17 protein-coding genes are annotated in these 16,677 nt (G+C 59.6%); 9 read left to right on the top strand and 8 right to left on the bottom strand.

What is annotated here, in order from left to right; all coding sequences use genetic code 11:
• The first annotated feature begins 13 nt into the window (after nucleotides 1-13).
• From AWB64_RS00085 to AWB64_RS00055, 7 genes are read left to right on the top strand one after another with little or no spacing between them, the layout of a single operon-like run.
• Complete coding sequence (locus AWB64_RS00085) at nucleotides 14-1,219, top strand: ABC transporter substrate-binding protein (RefSeq protein WP_060816616.1); 1,206 nt, start codon at nucleotides 14-16, stop codon at nucleotides 1,217-1,219.
• 37 nt (nucleotides 1,220-1,256) lie between these two features.
• Nucleotides 1,257-2,171 (top strand): ABC transporter permease, encoded by a 915-nt coding sequence (locus AWB64_RS00080; protein ID WP_060816615.1) that lies wholly within the window; start codon nucleotides 1,257-1,259, stop codon nucleotides 2,169-2,171.
• The gene (locus AWB64_RS00075; protein ID WP_060816614.1) at nucleotides 2,168-3,022 is read left to right on the top strand and encodes an ABC transporter permease; all 855 of its coding nucleotides are present in this window, start codon (nucleotides 2,168-2,170) and stop codon (nucleotides 3,020-3,022) included. The genes AWB64_RS00080 and AWB64_RS00075 overlap by 4 nt, the downstream gene beginning before the upstream one ends.
• Before the next feature lie 34 nt (nucleotides 3,023-3,056).
• Complete coding sequence (locus AWB64_RS00070) at nucleotides 3,057-3,917, top strand: 5-oxoprolinase subunit B family protein (RefSeq protein WP_060816613.1); 861 nt, start codon at nucleotides 3,057-3,059, stop codon at nucleotides 3,915-3,917.
• A 3-nt stretch (nucleotides 3,918-3,920) separates the two neighbouring features.
• Nucleotides 3,921-4,925: a 5-oxoprolinase subunit C family protein gene (locus AWB64_RS00065; RefSeq protein ID WP_060816612.1), complete on the top strand. Its 1,005-nt coding sequence runs from the start codon at nucleotides 3,921-3,923 to the stop codon at nucleotides 4,923-4,925.
• A 30-nt stretch (nucleotides 4,926-4,955) separates the two neighbouring features.
• Entirely contained in the window at nucleotides 4,956-5,207 is a 252-nt protein-coding gene (locus tag AWB64_RS00060; protein ID WP_060816611.1) for an acetyl-CoA carboxylase, read from the top strand.
• Nucleotide 5,208: 1 nt separating this feature from the next.
• On the top strand, nucleotides 5,209-6,579 hold the full coding sequence (locus tag AWB64_RS00055) for an acetyl-CoA carboxylase biotin carboxylase subunit (RefSeq protein ID WP_060816610.1): 1,371 nt from the start codon (nucleotides 5,209-5,211) through the stop codon (nucleotides 6,577-6,579).
• A 59-nt stretch (nucleotides 6,580-6,638) separates the two neighbouring features.
• Here the strand turns inward: AWB64_RS00055 and AWB64_RS00050 are convergent, their stop codons facing one another.
• Nucleotides 6,639-7,334, bottom strand: coding sequence for a GNAT family N-acetyltransferase (locus AWB64_RS00050; RefSeq protein ID WP_060816609.1), 696 nt, complete (start codon nucleotides 7,332-7,334; stop codon nucleotides 6,639-6,641).
• Nucleotides 7,335-7,534: 200 nt separating this feature from the next.
• Here AWB64_RS00050 and AWB64_RS00045 point away from each other — a divergent pair, with 200 nt between their 5' ends.
• On the top strand, nucleotides 7,535-8,602 hold the full coding sequence (locus AWB64_RS00045; protein ID WP_060817132.1) for an NAD(P)/FAD-dependent oxidoreductase: 1,068 nt from the start codon (nucleotides 7,535-7,537) through the stop codon (nucleotides 8,600-8,602).
• A gap of 61 nt (nucleotides 8,603-8,663) precedes the next feature.
• Here AWB64_RS00045 and AWB64_RS00040 read toward each other — a convergent pair whose 3' ends face one another.
• The 4 genes from AWB64_RS00040 to AWB64_RS00025 form a co-directional block, all read right to left on the bottom strand.
• Nucleotides 8,664-9,275 (bottom strand): energy transducer TonB, encoded by a 612-nt coding sequence (locus AWB64_RS00040; protein ID WP_082850343.1) that lies wholly within the window; start codon nucleotides 9,273-9,275, stop codon nucleotides 8,664-8,666.
• 88 nt (nucleotides 9,276-9,363) lie between these two features.
• Entirely contained in the window at nucleotides 9,364-9,762 is a 399-nt protein-coding gene (locus tag AWB64_RS00035; RefSeq protein WP_060816607.1) for an ExbD/TolR family protein, read from the bottom strand.
• The gene (locus tag AWB64_RS00030) at nucleotides 9,759-10,364 is read right to left on the bottom strand and encodes a MotA/TolQ/ExbB proton channel family protein (RefSeq protein ID WP_060816606.1); all 606 of its coding nucleotides are present in this window, start codon (nucleotides 10,362-10,364) and stop codon (nucleotides 9,759-9,761) included. The genes AWB64_RS00035 and AWB64_RS00030 overlap by 4 nt, the downstream gene beginning before the upstream one ends.
• Before the next feature lie 31 nt (nucleotides 10,365-10,395).
• Nucleotides 10,396-12,750, bottom strand: a complete 2,355-nt coding sequence (locus AWB64_RS00025) for a TonB-dependent receptor (protein ID WP_060816605.1) — start codon at nucleotides 12,748-12,750, stop codon at nucleotides 10,396-10,398.
• 153 nt (nucleotides 12,751-12,903) lie between these two features.
• Here AWB64_RS00025 and zigA point away from each other — a divergent pair, with 153 nt between their 5' ends.
• Nucleotides 12,904-14,112: a zinc metallochaperone GTPase ZigA gene (gene zigA / locus AWB64_RS00020; RefSeq protein ID WP_060816604.1), complete on the top strand. Its 1,209-nt coding sequence runs from the start codon at nucleotides 12,904-12,906 to the stop codon at nucleotides 14,110-14,112.
• A gap of 131 nt (nucleotides 14,113-14,243) precedes the next feature.
• Here the strand turns inward: zigA and AWB64_RS00015 are convergent, their stop codons facing one another.
• From AWB64_RS00015 to AWB64_RS00005, 3 genes are all read right to left on the bottom strand, one after another.
• Entirely contained in the window at nucleotides 14,244-14,885 is a 642-nt protein-coding gene (locus AWB64_RS00015) for a DUF1109 domain-containing protein (protein WP_060816603.1), read from the bottom strand.
• Nucleotides 14,882-15,454 (bottom strand): sigma-70 family RNA polymerase sigma factor, encoded by a 573-nt coding sequence (locus AWB64_RS00010; protein ID WP_060816602.1) that lies wholly within the window; start codon nucleotides 15,452-15,454, stop codon nucleotides 14,882-14,884. The genes AWB64_RS00015 and AWB64_RS00010 overlap by 4 nt, the downstream gene beginning before the upstream one ends.
• Before the next feature lie 140 nt (nucleotides 15,455-15,594).
• Nucleotides 15,595-16,302 (bottom strand): glutathione S-transferase family protein, encoded by a 708-nt coding sequence (locus AWB64_RS00005; RefSeq protein WP_060816601.1) that lies wholly within the window; start codon nucleotides 16,300-16,302, stop codon nucleotides 15,595-15,597.
• Nucleotides 16,303-16,677: the final 375 nt, after the last annotated feature.

Here is a 16,677-nt window from a genome sequence, read left to right as displayed (position 1 = left end):
AAGGCGGGAAATCATGAAAGACCGGCATTCGATTACATCGCAACTGGATCTGTCCCGCCGGGACATGTTGAAGAGCATCGCCGCAACCGGCGCCGTGGCGCTTGCGGGTTCGCTGGGCCTGAACCGCCTTGCGCAAGCCGCGGCGTCGAACACCGTGCGCGCATATGGGGTGACCACCGCGCAATTGAAGGACTGGTCGGCGCTGACGAAAACCACCGGCCTGAAGATGGAATACGTTGGCTCGGGCAATGACGTCGGCGTTTTCATGCGCGACGTGATGGCTTCGCAAATGGGTAACAAAGTCGATATCTTCATCTTCGAAGGCGGTACGCAAAATCTGCTTGGACCGCAGGGCGCGTATCTTGTCATCGATGAAAAACAGCCCGAGCTCAAGCTATGGCAGCGCACCTCCGATACGTGGAAACGCTCGCAGACCGTGGTTGGCCGTGACGGCAAACAGTACGGCGTGCCTGTGATCGGCAATGCGGACAGCTTTGGCTATTTCCCCGACAAGATCGGCGTGAATCCGGACGGCAGCGCGGATGTATCGTGGAAGATGATGTTCGAGGACGACCGCACGCGCGGCCGCGTGGGCTACGACAAGACGTGGAATTATTCCATTGGCGTGGCTGCGCTTTATTTGAATGCGACCGGTAAAGCGAAGGTGGCGAACCCTGCCGATCCCACGGGAGCGGAAGCGAAGACCGTGGTGGACTTTCTCGTTGCGCGCAAGAAGGCCGGCCAGTTCCGCACGCTGGTGTCGTCGTTCGAGGAACAGATCCAGTTGCTCTCGAACCATGAGGTGGACATTCTGAATTGCTGGGAACCCGCCGTGCGAGAAGCAAATCTCAAACTCGGCGATGGCAAGACCCGCTACGCCTACACCACCGAAGGCTATTACAAATGGGGCCACGGCGCCTACATTGCTTCGCAGGCAAAGAGCCGTGGAAACATGGACAGCATCTACAAGATGCTGAACTACTTCCTTGACGGCGAATACCGTGCAATGCAGGCGCGGGACCGCGGTTATGCCGGCCCGAACATGGATCTTGCAGTGACGTATGCAACTGCAAACGGGTGGAAACCCGAAGACATTGCGAACCTGAAGGCGACGCAGCAGAAGGTCGACCGCAAGTTCACCAAGCCCTTTGTCAGCACGACTACGCCATCGAATTCCGATGTTATCGAAGAAGAGTGGCAGCGCTTTCTGAACGCGTAACCGACTGCATGAGCCATTCATTCAACCGGGTCCAATCATGAGCGATGCAAGCATCGGCATTGCGCGGCGCGGCACCATGCGAACGCCGCTCGAGCGTTCTCCCTGGCTATTGCCGCTGTTTCTTTCGGTATGGCTGACGCTCGTGATCGCGCCGTTGCTGGTGCTGTTCGCCTACAGCTTCTTCGAGAGCCGCAACTTCGCGATGATCTACAAGCCGTCGCTCGCAACGTGGGAAAGTCTCTTCACGTCCGGGCGCTTCGAAGTCACGGTGCGCACGTTGCGCATTGCGTTGACGGTGACGGTGATCGAACTCGCGCTCGCTTTTCCGAGCGCGTTATGGCTCGCGAAGGGCGGCTGCAGCAAGACCACGAAGGCGCTGGTGCTGGCGTTGCTGACGATTCCGTTCTTCCTCGATTTATCGTCGCGCATCATAGTCTGGCGCGGTATTCTCGATGAAAACGGCCTCATCAATCATGTGCTGATGGCGCTGCATGTGATTGCGTCGCCCATACGCGGCATGCTCTACACCGAGCAGGCGGTGCATTTCGGCATGATCGTCTCGTACTTTCCCATGATGGTCCTGCCCATCTACATGGCAATCAGCGTGATAGACGACACGCTCATCGCGGCGGCCGCCGATCTCGGCGCGTCGCCGTGGCGCGTTCTCGCCGATATCATCCTGCCGCTTTCCATGCCCGGCATCCTGGCCGGCGTGGTCTTTACACTCGGGCCGGCGCTTGCGTCGTGGATCGAACCGAACATGCTGGGCGGCGGTTTCGTCAACTTGCTCAGCAATTCCGTGGACAGCGCTTATAGCGCATTGCGCTATCCCGTGGTGGCCGCGCTGTCGAGCTTCGTTATCCTGATGGTTGGCCTGATGCTTGCCGTGCTGATGTTCCTCACGCGCCGCTTCGCCGACCTTTCCACTTCTTTCCGGAATCTTCAGAGTTGAGCCATTCCGTCCTTCAGCTATCTGTTCGCGAACCCGCGGCGCAACCGAAGGGCGGCGCGTGGAGCTACTGGCGCGGCTGGCCGGCATGCGCGAAGTGGATCACGTTCGGCGTGCTGGGCCTGATCTACTTTCCGCTGCTGTGGCTCGCCATGATGTCCGTGAGCGCGCGTCCGCTCTCGGGTATTCCGTTTCCGTTGTCGGGCGCCAATTACGTATCGCTCTTTACGAACAACGACTGGCTTGCACCGTTCGGCATCAGCGTGATGATTGCGCTCGGCGTTGCGGTCGTGACGGCGTTGACAGCAACGCTGGTTGGCCGTGCGTTGCCCCATTCGCCACGCGCCGGAACGCTGGTCCTGCTCGCGGTGTTGCCGCTCTTCATACCCGGCATGTCGATGGGCGCCGCCCAGTTCATTTTCCTGCGGCCCATGCTCGGGCTCACACTGGGGTTCTGGTCCATCTTCCTTGGTCACGTGGTCTGGGCGTTTCCATTTTCGTTGCTGATCGTGCTGGTGCTGACAACCCGTTTCGATAGCCGTCTTGTGGAGGCCGCGGCCGATCTCGGCGCGTCGGGCTGGCGCACTTTCTGGGACATCGAGTTGCCGATACTGCGCCCCGGCATAGTGGGTGCGGGCACGTTCGGTTTTCTCATCTCGTTCAACGAAGTGCAGCGGTCCATCTTCCTGCGCGGCACGGCGACGACCATGCCGATCTGGAACTGGGAAATGGCGTCGTCGCAACAATCGCAGGTGCCGGTGATCTTCTCGCTCGAGACAATTGTCCTCGCCGTGGTGTTGCCGTTGCTGGCCGCGCTTTTCTGGGTCTTGTTCGTGCGAATGGACAAGAATTGATCGACGTCTCTCCTTAACTCTCAAGGGCATCGCGATGCTTTATCCTGAGCCGCGCTTCGTGCCGGGCGGCGATTGTTTCATCGAAGTCGAACTCGGCGATGAAATGAGTTTCGACCTCAATGTGCGGGTTCATGCGCTTGCCGCCGCCATTCGCGCGGCGCGGATTGCGGGCGTCGTCGAGTTGATTCCCGAACTGGCATCTTTGCTTGTGTCCTATGATCCGGACCGTATCTCGTACGCTGACGCCGTCCGTGAAATCCAGGCGTTATCCGACGCGCTTTCGGGTGGCGCAATGCAGGAAATGACCAGCCGGGTCTTCCACGTCCCGCTGCTCTACTACGACCCGTGGACCGCCGAATGCGTCGATGAATATCGCAAGACGTATCCCGACAAGACGCCCGACCCCGAACTGATGTGCGAGCAGAACGGCCTCGCCGACCGCGCCGCGTTACAGCGGGTGCATTGCGCAAGCGAATACTGGGTGGCGGCGCTCGGATTCTGGCCCGGACTGTGTTCGCTGATGCCGCTCGATCCGCGCTCGCGGCTCAACGCGCCGAAGTACAACCCGCCGCGAGGCTGGACGCCCAAGGGCGCGATAGGTCTTGGCGGCGGCCTCACGTGCATTTATCCGGACCGTACGCCCGGGGGCTACCAGATCTTCGCCCGCACCCCCATGCCGACGTGGGACCGGCATCAACGGCTGGGCGCGTTCCGCGAAAGCCCGGCATTGTTCAGGCCAGGTGACCGCGTACGTTTCGTGCCGATCCAGCGCGACGAATACGACTTCATTGAAGAAGAAGTGAACGTGGGCCGCTACGTGCATCCGGTGATCGAATACCAGACATTCTCGGTGCCGAAATATCAGGCCTGGCTGCAAACCCTCGGGAAGGAGTAAGCGATGCTCGATATCGTCAAACCGGGACTCGAGACCACGGTGCAGGAATTGCCCGGTCGCATCGGTCATTGGGAGCAGGGCTTTCCGCCATCCGGGCCGGCCGACGCGTGGTCATTTCGGCTTGCTAATCTTTTGGTTGGCAACGACCGCGATACGGCTGCGCTCGAATGGCAGTTCGTCGGGCCAACGGTGCGCTTTCATCGCGATGGCGCGATCGCGCTGACAGGCGCGGACATGGCCGCGAAGCTCGATGACGCACCCGTGCCAATGTGGGAAACGCTCAACGTTAAAGCAGGGCAGGTGCTGACGTGCGGCGCGGCGCGCACGGGGGCGCGGGGGTATATCGCGGTATCGGGCGGTATTGCGACGGAGCCGGTGCTTGGTTCGCGCGCGACGTTCCATATGGCCGCCATCGGCGGGATGGGCAATGGTGCGCTGAAGAAAGATGACCGCGTGCCGCTCGGCGAACCGAGCGCGCAGTTCAAGCGGTTTCGTGTGGCAGAAAGCGCCCGCCCGCCGATCGATACCGCCCTTCGCACCAGCGCCGCTTCAAAGCGTGTTGCCGCCATGCTCGGTCCCAACGATGCATGGCTCGACCCGCACGCCATCGACATGTTCTTCGAAAGCGAATGGACGGTTCAGGCGCGAAGCAACCGCACGGGGTTGAGGCTGACCGGACCCGAGTTCACCTTCTCTGAGCGCGCATATTCGAAGCGGCCCGAGCATGGGCAGGAACCATCGAACATTCTTGACCACGGCTATCCGGTCGGCGGCATCAGCGTTGCAGGGCAGACGGCGATTGTGCTGATTCACGACGCGCCGAGTGCCGGCGGTTTCATCATTCCGTTCACGGTGCCGCGCTGCGATTTATGGCGCCTGGGGCAAGCGCGGCCGAATGAAAACCTGCGCTTTCGCCGCGTGACCATGGACGAAGCCAACGCGCGACGCCGGCGCATCGATGCGTTGTGCACGGCGGAAGCACTGATCGAACCGACTACTCGAGCATGACCTATAACGCAAACCAAGGATGACAACCAGATGGCCGACTTCGAAGTCAAAAGCGAAATCCCGGGGACGTTCTATCGCAGTTCCGCACCCGGCAAGCCGCCGCTCGTTGAAGAAGGGCAACACGTCACGGCCGATACGATAGTCGGGATCGTGGAACTGATGAAACAGTTCAACGATGTGCCCGCGGGCGTGGCGGGTGTCGTGCGCAGCTTTGCCGTGGCCGATGGCGACGCCGTTGACGCGGACGCCGTGCTTGTGGTAATCGACACGGGAAGTGCATGACATGACGCGCGCGATCAGAAAGGTGTTCATTGCGAACCGCGGTGAGATTGCGGTGCGCATCATCCGAGCGGCGCGGGAGCTTGGTTTGCAAACGGTGCTGGGTTGCAGCGAAGCCGATGCCGACAGTCTCGCCGCGCGCATGGCGGATGGCGTCGAGGTGCTGGGTCCGGCGCCTGCCGCGAAGAGTTATCTCGACACGCGTGCGGTCGTTGACGCGGCGCTTCGCAGTGGCGCTGACGCCGTGCATCCGGGGTATGGGTTTTTATCGGAGAATGCCGCTTTTGCGCAGGCGCTCAAGGACGCGGGTCTGATCTTCGTGGGACCCTCGCCGGAGACCATTTCGTTGATGGGCGACAAGGCTGCAGCGCGTGCCTGTGCGCGGCGCGCGGGCGTTCCGACCGTGCCCGGCAGCGACGGCGTGGTCGAACACGTTGGAGAGGCGCAGCGTGAGGCGCTCAAGGTCGGCTATCCGGTGATGTTGAAAGCGGCTGCGGGCGGCGGCGGACGCGGCATTCGGGTCGCGCAGGACGCAGACGAACTGGCCGCTGAATTCGACAAGGCCACCCGCGAAGCCGAAAGCGCTTTCGGCTATGGCGGCCTTTATCTCGAGCGCTTCGTCGGGCGCGCACATCATGTAGAAGTGCAGATCATGGGCGACGGCGTACGCGCGATCCATCTGTACGACCGCGAATGCTCGCTGCAAAGGCGCAGGCAAAAACTGATGGAAGAAGCGCCGTCGCCGTCGCTTGATGATGAAGTTCGCGGACGCTTGTGCGCGTCGGCGGTGGCGCTGGCTGAATCGGTGGGCTACGTGGGCGTAGGCACGATTGAATATTTGTTCGACGCCACGACCTCCGAGTTCTTTTTCATTGAAATGAATACACGCGTGCAGGTCGAACATCCAGTAACCGAAATGGTGACGGGCATCGATATTGTGCGCGAGTCGCTGCGCCTGGCGACAGGGGAAGCGCTTGGGTTCGCGCAGGAAGACATCGTATTGCGCGGCGCCGCGATCGAATGCCGGATCAACGCGGAGGATCCGGTCAGGAACTTCATGCCGTCGCCGGGGGTTATCGGCAATGTGCGCTTGCCTGGTGGGCCAGGGGTGCGTACGGACACGCATATCTTCGACGGCTACCGCGTGCCGCCATTCTACGATTCGCTGCTTGGCAAGGTGATTGCGTGGGACGTGAATCGCGACGCGGCGATCAGCCGGATGAAACGCGCGTTGACCGAACTGCATGTGGACGGTGTGAAGACCACGCGGGCGCTACATCTGGCATTGCTCGACGACCCCGGCGTGGCGGCGGGCGTTTATGAAACGAGTTACCTGGAAGAGAACATCGAGCGGATCATTCAGGCGATTGCCTGAGCAAAAATGCGGCCCTCGTTATTTGAATGACGCGGATAGACGATCCTTGATGTGCGGATCTAGCATTTCTTCACGGCCGCTATATCAAACACCGCTCGCACGCCGAACCCCAGTTTTTCATACACGCTGGCCGCGCCGGCGTTTCCATCTCTCACGTGAAGAAAGGCGGTATCGCCGCGTTCGAGGATGTTCTCGGCGATAGCCGCGCTCAGTATTTGCGCATAGCGTTTCCCACGATGATCCGGATGCGTGCATACGCCGCTCACTTCGGTGGCGCCATCGAGCCGCATGCGCTCGCCGGCCATCGCAATGAGCATATCGTTCTCATCGAAGATACCTAGATAACGGCCCAGTGTCACTGTTCGCATTTCCATTGGCCCGGGCTGCGCCAACGTTGCAAGCGCGACCATGGCCGGACCATCCGCAAGCGTGAGCGCGCGCATCGATGAATGGGAAATGAAATGCGTGGGGACCTTGAACGCGGCCTTTGTGCATGTCATCTGGGCAAAGCTATAGCGCCAGTCGACAGACCATCCGTCGGGCGGCGCATGCTTCGCGATCGCAAACACGCCAACCAGCGAGCCCGCACCCGCGACGTCCGCGAGGGCCGTCCAGCAAGCCGGATTGGCGGAGTCCGCGACGGCCGCGATCGGCGAGATGGCCGGTTCATATCGGCGGGCAAGGTCGTTTCCGAAGCTGACTGAGCGTTGCAAGTGGGTTAGCGCGTTCCACGCCGGATTGTCGAGAGGATGCACAGCGCGAAGCTCCTTTGGAAGACTTTCGGGAAAGATGTTGTCTTACCATAAACATCGGACAGTCGAAAATATTCCTCGAACCTCCCTGAAAACGCGGATATCTCTGCTGCCAATAGTGCCTTCGTTGCCGGCCGTTCGCCGCTTCTGTATGGTGTTGCCAGGCGTAAGACATTTGCATGCAGATCACAAAGGGATATCGAATGACATCCGGGACCAGCACACAGACCGAGATTCCGATCCGCACCGATGTATTGATTGTCGGCGCGGGACCTGTCGGGCTTTTCGCGGCATTCGAGGCGGGCGTGATCGGCTTGTCGTGCCAGATCGTGGATACGCTTGGACGCATTGGTGGCCAATGCATCGAGTTGTATCCTGACAAACCCATTTACGACATTCCTGCCATTGCGTCATGTACGGCGCGTGAACTTGTCGACCGGCTGATGGAACAATGCCGCCCGTTCAATCCGCCAATCCATCTGGACCAGCGCGTCGAGACAGTCGAACAGCGCGATGATGGCCGATGGACGGTGACAACAGCGCAGGGCCTCGTCTTCGATACCGCCGCCATCATGCTCGCGGCCGGCAACGGTGCGTTCGTGCCGCAGCGCCTTGCATTGCCCGAAGCCACGCCGCTGGAAGAGCGCTTCGTTCACTACAGCGTGCGATCGCTCGCTGACTTCGCCGATAAAACCGTCGTGGTCGCAGGCGGTGGAGACTCGGCGCTTGATTGGGCGCTGGCCCTGCGCCGGGTTGCGCGTAAGGTGGTGCTGGTTCATCGGCGCAATGGTTTCAGCGCGGTGGCCTCGAGCGTCGACCAGATGAAGCGCGCGGTCGATGCCGGCGAAATGGAGTTCATGATCGGCTCGATTGCCGGCTTGCAGATGCTTGATGACAAGCTTGCGTCCATCGAGATCCGGCAGATCGATGGCATGGCTCAGATCGATGCGGATCATCTCGTTGTGCTTTACGGCCTTGTTGCGGATCTCGGACCAATCGCAAAGTGGGGTTTGGAAATCGTGGGCGGCCGTATCAATGTCGATACTTCGAACTACGAAACTAACCGGCCTGGAGTTTTTGCTGTTGGCGATATCGCGAATTATCCGAACAAACAGAAGCTGATTCTTTCGGGTTTTCATGAGGCATCGCTCGCGCTGCGAAAGGCGTACGCGTACGCTTATCCCGACAAGAAGCGCACGCACGTACATTCGAGCTACGACGCGGGGCTTGCCGAGCGCATTACATCAAGTGCCGCGCACGATGCAGCTTAGATAGCCATGGCGCACGCGCGAACTTTGCATGAAGACGCGTTGTCCACGTGCTCTTCTGACTTCAACTCACGTTGAAATGAACGCGAACATCCTGATGGCTTTCGACTGCTCGACCGTCCTGCATTGCCGGGAAAAAGCGCCATTTTTTCAGGGCATCAAGCAATAACGCGTTCAAGCGTGGATTGGACGTCGGCTTTGATAGTTCCACATCGACGGTTCCGTCCGCGTGAACGTCGAAGCGCGCAATTGCCACAGCTTGATAGGCGTCCTCGCGAAGTTCATCGGGGAGAGCGGGCATGGGTTGGCTGATGACTCGCGCAGCGGAACCTGCCGGCGCCGCGGGCTTTTCGCTCTCCGGCGCAGGCATTGATGGCGCTGGTGATGTAGGCGGAACTGGTGCAAGGCTTGCGTCACGTGTGGGCGTGGGAGGATGTTCGGCCTTGACGATGGCGTGTTCATCCATAGGCGGCCGCGCTATGCGCGGTTCGGTCGTATGAACGGGCGCGGGATTTAGCCGTGGATGAACCGCTGGTGCAACAGCTTTCGGGCGGGCAGGGGCGGGCTCAGGCGAGGGCGGCGCGAGTTCGACAAGACGCATCTCCACCACCGTCTCCTGGGGCATGGCGGGTTTCGCCGAAACCCGCGAGAGCCGGCTGGCGACCTCAGCGAGCATAAATGTCCATGCCAACACGGCGATCAGAAGCGCAACGCCCAACCTGAAACGCGGTTCATCGAGCAGACCGCTCAAAGGACGCGACCATCTATTCACGATGCACGGCGATCAAAAAATGCGCGGCGCCGCCGCGCTGGGCGGCAAGCATAGCTTGAACGACGGCGCCTTGAGCCGCTTTATCGTCGGCCGCGATCACCACGTTACGATCCGACTTGAGAAGTTGCCTCACGCTGGCTTGAACCTGATCCAGGCGGACCGGATGATGATCCAGAAAGATTCCGTTATTCTGATCGATCGTCATTGTGAGCGGCTGATCTTCAGACATGCGCTCGGCTTGTCCCGACGGCAGATTGATTTTTACCGCGTCGAGTCGTTGCATGGCCAGCGAAGCCAGCATGAAGGTCGCGAGCAGGAAGAACATCACGTCGATCATCGGAATGATTTCTATGCGGCCGCGCTTCGACGCGCGTGTTCTTCTGAGTTTCATTTGGCATTTTCCGCGTTCAGCCCGCGGTCATCAGCAGCAAGCCGGATCTCGCTGAGACGCTGGTTGGTGTACACCTCAAGGTCATCGATCAAACGTTCAAGGCGTCGCGAAAAGTAGTTGAACGCAAACAGCGCAAACAACGCGACGATCAACCCGATTGCTGTCGCCACCAGCGATTGCGCGACACCGCCGGTCACTCCACCGGGATTCACGAGTCCGCTGCCGCCGAAGAGCTGGAATGAATGCATCATTCCCACGATGGTCCCGAGTAATCCAAGCAATGGCGCGGCGGTGACGATCGTCTCCAATACCCAGAAGCCGCGGCTCATGTCGCGCTCGATTCGCGTTGCCAGAGATTGCGCACGTGTCTCATACAGCCATAGCGGCGTGCCGGGCCGCATGACGAACGTTGCATCCAGGCGCTTGAACGCATGCTGCGCCGGAAGTGTTTCAACATGCGTTGACGGTTCGCCTGCAAAGCGCATGAATACATAAGCGCGATCTATCGTTATGGCAATCGCCAGCATGGCAAGCAGCGTCAGCGGATATACGGCCCATCCACCGACCTGGGCAGCCGCAACGATTCCTCCCCAATCCTGCATGATAAGAACCTTTATCTAGTTATCCAGTGCATTAAAAGTTCTTCGTGATACCCGCATATAACGCAATGTGCGGGCCATACTGCGGCGCACCTACGCCAATGCCCGAACCGTCGCGCAACTCGTAGACGCGATTGAATGCGTTGATGAGAAGCAGACGGCCGTCGAACTTGCCGATGAGCGGCTCCTTGAAGTCGAAGTGATGGATCACGCCCAGGTTGACTTGCGTGTACACCGGAAGGCGATCTGTGTTCGCAAAGCCGCTGCGCAGCCCGCTGCCGACAATCCCGTCGAAAGTGAATGTGGTCGCGCCCAACTGATACGCACCGCCGAACGAAGCCGTAACACGCTGGTCGTGATCGAGGAATACGAAGTGGCTGCCGATAAAGGCGAGTTCGTCCGGACCGAAGTTGAACTGTGCAGAGTCGATGTCCTTGCCCTGAGCACGGCTGAACGCCACGTTCATGTACGCAGAGACGTTGCCTTGTTTATAGTTGCTGGTAAATTCCACGCCGTACACGCGACCGTACTGGTAGTTGAACGGCGTGAAAATCAGTGCGGTGCCGAACTGGCCTTCATCGAGCAGATTGGTCGATTTCTTGTAGTACGCGTCCACACCTACGGTGATTGCGGATGTCAGCCGTTGTGTGACACCGAGATCGAAATAGTGGCTGCGCTCTGGTTGAACCGGATCGTTCTGTGTCGATGTCTGCGCGGTCGTTCCAGCAAATCTCGCAATGTCCGCGCCGGATACGAGTTCGAATGCCGGTGGCGTGAAATAGCGCGAATACCCCGCATGCACGGTCGTGGATGGCGTCAGCGCATACACCATTCCAACGCGCGGACTAAGCTGGCTCGCGCTCACATATTCGTCCATCTTGTCGTAGCGCAGACCGTAGTTGATCGTGAGCTTGTCAGTAACCTTCCACTCGTCCTGAACGTATGCGCTGTAAAGGTAGCCCGTCTTGCTGCTGGAATCCGGTACGTTGAACGGTTGGTCGGATAGCTGGTTGCCGTCCTCATCGGCGGGAAAGACGCTCAGGTTATTGTCGAAAACCGCGTGTTCCTGCTGAAACGAAATGCCCGCGCGCAGCGTGTGTTTTGCGTTGAGCCGGTAGGTGGTATCCGCTTGTACGCCATTCGCGCTGTCACTATGAAAATCGCTCGCTGCCACGCCGTTAAAAAGCAGATCGCCGACGGGATCAGGATTGAATTGCGTGCGTGAATAACGGGTGAAGAGCGCAACCTGATAGTCGAGTGCGCCGCCGTTCGTGCCCTGCAAGGCGACTACTGCGAACTGGTTGAGTTCGGACTGTGTTTCGTTGAGCTTGCTTGAGTCGAACGTGGTGTTGCCATTCAACGTGAAGTTGGTCGGCAAACCCGCCGTGTTGGGAATGTCGAACTGGTTGCTCGTCGTGCCGAACATCAGGCTCACGCGCGTGAGCGGATTGATGATGTACGACATGAGCCCGAATGCATCGCCCTGGCGCGTGTGATCGTGAATAGCGTTTGCGCTCGACGTGGGGTTTTCGATCCCCAGGTTGTTCTCGCCCACCGAGCCGCTGAAATAGTAGCTGAATGGTCCCTTGCTGCCGAACACGTCGGCGCTGGTCTTGATGGTTTGATGACTGCCACCGAAAACATCGATGGAGCCGCCGTCGCCCTGGTCCCCGCTTTTCGTATGAATATCGACAATGCCGGCGGTCCGGTCCCCATACTGAGCAGGCAAGGCGCCAGTCAGCAGATTCAACTGGTCGATGATCCGGGTATCCAGCGATTGACCGAAGCCGCTGATTGGCTCAGGAATGATGACGCCATTGATTCGGTACTGCAGATTTGCGTGGTCTCCGCGCACGTGCAACTGGCCATACGAATCGCTCGCCACGCCCGGCGCCTGTAGCAGCACCTGATTGAGTGGCGTGTCCTGTCCGGCCGGAAGGGTATTGATATCGGCCTGACTGAACCGGTAAACACTGCTGCCCGTTTCCGGCAGCAAGCCGTTGCGCGCCCGGTCGAGTCGTTTTGCGTTGACCTGTACATCGAGCGCGTCGCTTTTTGAAAGCGATACGGACACCGAAGCATCACTGCCATCGTTCGCGGTCGCGATGCTGCTGCCGCTCGCATACCCAGGCGCGGCCACGACGACCGCATACGTGCCCGCACTCACGTTGTGGACCACGAAATGCCCGCCCGTGTCCGTGCTGGCTGTTCCAGCGGAAGCGCCGCTCGCGTTCTGCAGCACAACGTTGGCGTTCGCGACGGGTTTTCCCGCGCTGTCGGTTACAGAGCCGGATACAGTGCCATCAGGTCCGGCTGCGTAGGCTTCAGCCGCGGCTATCTGGGCGAACAGCAATAACGCTGCATGAGCGAAGAGCGTGCGATTTTTCATCGATTGTTTTTTGTGCGTGAGTGGTGGCGATGTGTGCAACGGGTCAGGCGGTCGCATCTTCCTGAGCGCCGTTCTTGTGTCCAATGCCGCTTGAATAATGTAATGTTATAACATCCATAATCAAAACCGCCATCATTTTTCACGGTGAAATAAATGAGAAAGTTACCTGTAACTGTTTTGTCGGGATTCCTGGGTGCGGGTAAAACCACGCTTTTGAACCACATCCTGAACAATCGTGAAGGGCGAAGAGTCGCCGTAATCGTGAATGACATGAGCGAGGTCAACATCGATGCCGCGTTGATTCGCAACGGCGGCGCCGAGCTTGCACGCACGGATGAAAAGCTTGTCGAGATGAGCAACGGTTGCATTTGCTGCACGTTGCGCGAAGACCTTTTGCTCGAGGTGAACCGCCTGGCAAAGGAGGGCCGCTTCGACTATCTCGTGATCGAATCGACGGGCGTATCCGAGCCGTTGCCGGTCGCGGAGACCTTCACGTTTGCCGACGAAGAAGGGCAGAGCCTTTCCGATGTCGCGCGGCTCGATACCATGGTCACCGTGGTGGATGCGTTCAACTTCCTGAGGGACTACAGTTCGGCCGACAGCCTGCAGGCGCGCGGCGAATCGCTTGGCGGGGAAGACACGCGCACGGTGGTCGACCTGTTGGTCGAGCAGATCGAGTTTTGCGATGTCATCGTGCTGAACAAGATCGATCTTGTGAGTGGTGACGACCGTATTCGGCTCATGGCAATCCTGGGCGGCCTCAATCCTCGTGCAAGGATCGAGATAGCCGAATTTGGCCAGCTAGACCTCGACAAGGTTCTCGATACCAGCCTGTTCGATTTTGATGAGGCATCCAAAGCACCTGGCTGGCTCACGGCGCTGCGCGGCGAACATACATCCGAAGCGGAAGAGTACGGCATCACCAACTTTGTGTATCGGGCGCGCCGGCCGTTTCATCCCGGGCGATTCTGGCAACTCATCGAAAGCGAATGGCCGGGCGTGATGCGTTCGAAGGGCTTTTTCTGGCTCGCCAGCCGGCCGACATATGTTGGATCGTGGTCGCAGGCTGGCGGCGTATGCCGTCATGGCGCGATGGGATTGTGGTGGGCCGCGGTGCCGAAGTCCTATTGGCCGCAGGATGCCGAATCGCTTCAGGCGATCGATGACGACTGGGATCCGCAAGTCGGCGACGCGCGGCAGGAGCTTGTGCTGATCGGCATCGATATGAACGAAGCGGCGCTGCGCGCGCGCCTCGATGCGTGTCTTCTCACCGATGCGGAAATGGCGCAGGGACCCGAAGCGTGGCGCCGTTTCAACGATCCTTTTCCTGCGTGGCGTCACGAAGATGAAGTGGCGTATTAAGCGGAGATGAAGCCGGCGAGCGGCGCGCACGAAGCGTGCACCAGTCGCTCAATGCGCATCAGACTGGGCGAGTGTTCATGAGGCAAACCTCGCACTGTCTTGACCGCACAATGGCAGGCTGACAAGTCGTTTTACCAGCGCAGGAAACGCGGACCCAGCAACGCGCCGATCAAGGTGGCGAGCACCATGCCGAGCACATACCAGACGGCCCAGAATGCAACGCTCATTTCGGGGCAATGGAGGCAGTACGCCATGGTCGCGATGGTTCCCGCCAGCATGCCGCCAGCGGCGCCCGCAAGACGCAGCCGCGTGGGCGCAAGTCCGCGAATTGCCCAGAACACGGCGACAAAAGCCGGCACCGACAGCAGCACGATATTGAACGGGCATGAGCGCCACGTTGTACCCATCACGAGCGGAACACGGGCGTCGGGGGACACGAGGCACAAAACCGCCACGGCCGCGCTCCATACAACGAGGATGGGGACCGCCGGCATCGCCCACAATGCGCCCATGCGGGTCCCCGGCCGCGACAGGCGCGCCGCCAGAAACAGTGCACACGTGGCAAGTGTCGCGGGGAATGCGAAGCGCGCCCAAAACAACGGCGTGCGAGATACCACCGCGAAGTCGTGACGCAAGCCGTAGATCGCGAGCATGAGCACGAACGAACCCAGGCCGCCCAGCAGCAACGCGCGCACAAAACGGCGTCGGGACAGGCCGGCGTCGACGGGCGTCACGCCTGTCGAGAGAAGCGAAATCAGGTCCTCGGTTTTCATGCGGTGCCTCGAATCTTTGCTGCCAGCGCCTTCAATCCACGATGGATGCCCACTTTAACAGCCGACTCCGACATGCCTGTCAGCGCTGCCGTTTCCGTGACGGAAAGCCCTTGCAGCTTGACGTGGACGATCGGCAACCGGTGACGCTCGGGCAACTGATCGAGCAGCTTGCCAATGTCGCGCCTGGCGTCGGCGGGTTCTTCATCCGAGGTCGCGAAGATATCGAGCGTTTCGTCCAGCGGGTCGTTTAGTGCTTCGCGCCGCGATCTTGCACGGAAAAAATCCATCAGCTTGTAGCGCGCAATGGCGTGCACCCACGCCGTCAGCGGTTCGTCGGGACGATACGTGTGGCGGCTGTTGTGCACTGCAAGCAAGATCTCCTGCACGACGTCTTCAATATCGTCCTGAAGGTAATAAATACGTTTTCTCAGAAAACCTCGCAAATGCCGGGTCAGGTCGTCGAGGAACGCGCGATACGCGGCGGCGTCGCCATCCAGGCCGCGTACGAATAGCGCCCGGAGTCGTTCTTCAACGCCTGATACGGCACCACCTTGTGTTATTCGCTTCATCGCGGCATCGGGTTACAGCGCGCTCCAGATAAAAAAAGCGGCAGGGCGTCGAACGACCTGCCAGACACAAAACGACCGGATTGTGCCGCATCGCCTTGCCGATGTCGATGCCGCACACCCACTGACGAAGGCTGAAGCGCTCAGCGTGCGGCGTCCGGATAATTCGATGGAAACAGAGCCCGGCGCGCTTCGTCATCCAGTTCACGCTTGAACGTAAGGTCCCGGCCGACGGCGCGGGCGCGCGCCACGGCCGGCCGGGCGCTGATGGTATTGAAGAAACGGCGCAGATTCGGGAACGCCGCGAGCGGCTCCGCGTCGCCGGGCAGGACCCGCGGCGCGCGCTCGAGCCAGCCCCAGGCGGACATGTCGACAATCGAATAATCTTCGCCGACGATGTATTCGCGCCTGGCGAGATGCTCGTCGAGCACGCGGTAATGCCGCTCGATTTCCCGCCGATAACGATTGATTGCATACGGCAGTTTTTCCGGCGCGGCGTGCTGGAAATGCACTGCCTGACCGGAAAACGGGCCGAGGCCCGAACTGATGAAGAAAAGCCATGAGAGCAGTTCAGGCCGGTCTGCGGGCATTGCGCAAAAGCGCTGGGTTTTCTCCGCGAGATAGAGGAGGATCGCGCTGGAATCGAACACGCGTGCTTCCTTGCCGCCAGGGCCTTCCGTGTCCACGATCGCAGGGACCTTGCCGTTCGGGTTGACGCTGCGAAACGCCGCTAGATGTTGTTCGCCTTTGCTGGTATCGACGGGGATGATTTCGTATTCCAGTCCCGACTCTTCGAGAAAAAGCGCGACTTTCGCGGGATTGGGCGTGGGATGAAAGTAGAAGCGGATCATGTCTTCCTGGAATTGGAGAGCGGTGAGGGCGGCTTGCGGGTCCGGCTGTCCGAGCTTTTGACCGGTCGTTTTAGAGTATCCGATGACGTATGGGATGGCAACCGTGCGCTGTCAGGCGAATGAATGCCGCGGTGGGAGGGCGATCAACATATGCATGACCAGAAAGCTAAGGATACCTACTAAAGTAAGCAACAAAAAATCGGCAAGCGCGCAGTACCGGTGATCGTTTTGTTCCTCAGCCTCGATCTGGCTCCTTGCAATGTCGCAACAGCGGATTTTTGGCGAGGTTTAATCCAGGGGCGTTTTCAAGGTACAAGTGCAACACCTTTGAAATAGGATATGTTGCATGGGACAAAGCTATGAACAACTCAGTGC

The organism is Caballeronia sordidicola (assembly GCF_001544455.2).
Classification (GTDB): Bacteria; Pseudomonadota; Gammaproteobacteria; order Burkholderiales; family Burkholderiaceae; genus Caballeronia; species Caballeronia sordidicola.
This window is presented reverse-complemented; position numbering and strand designations above follow the sequence as displayed.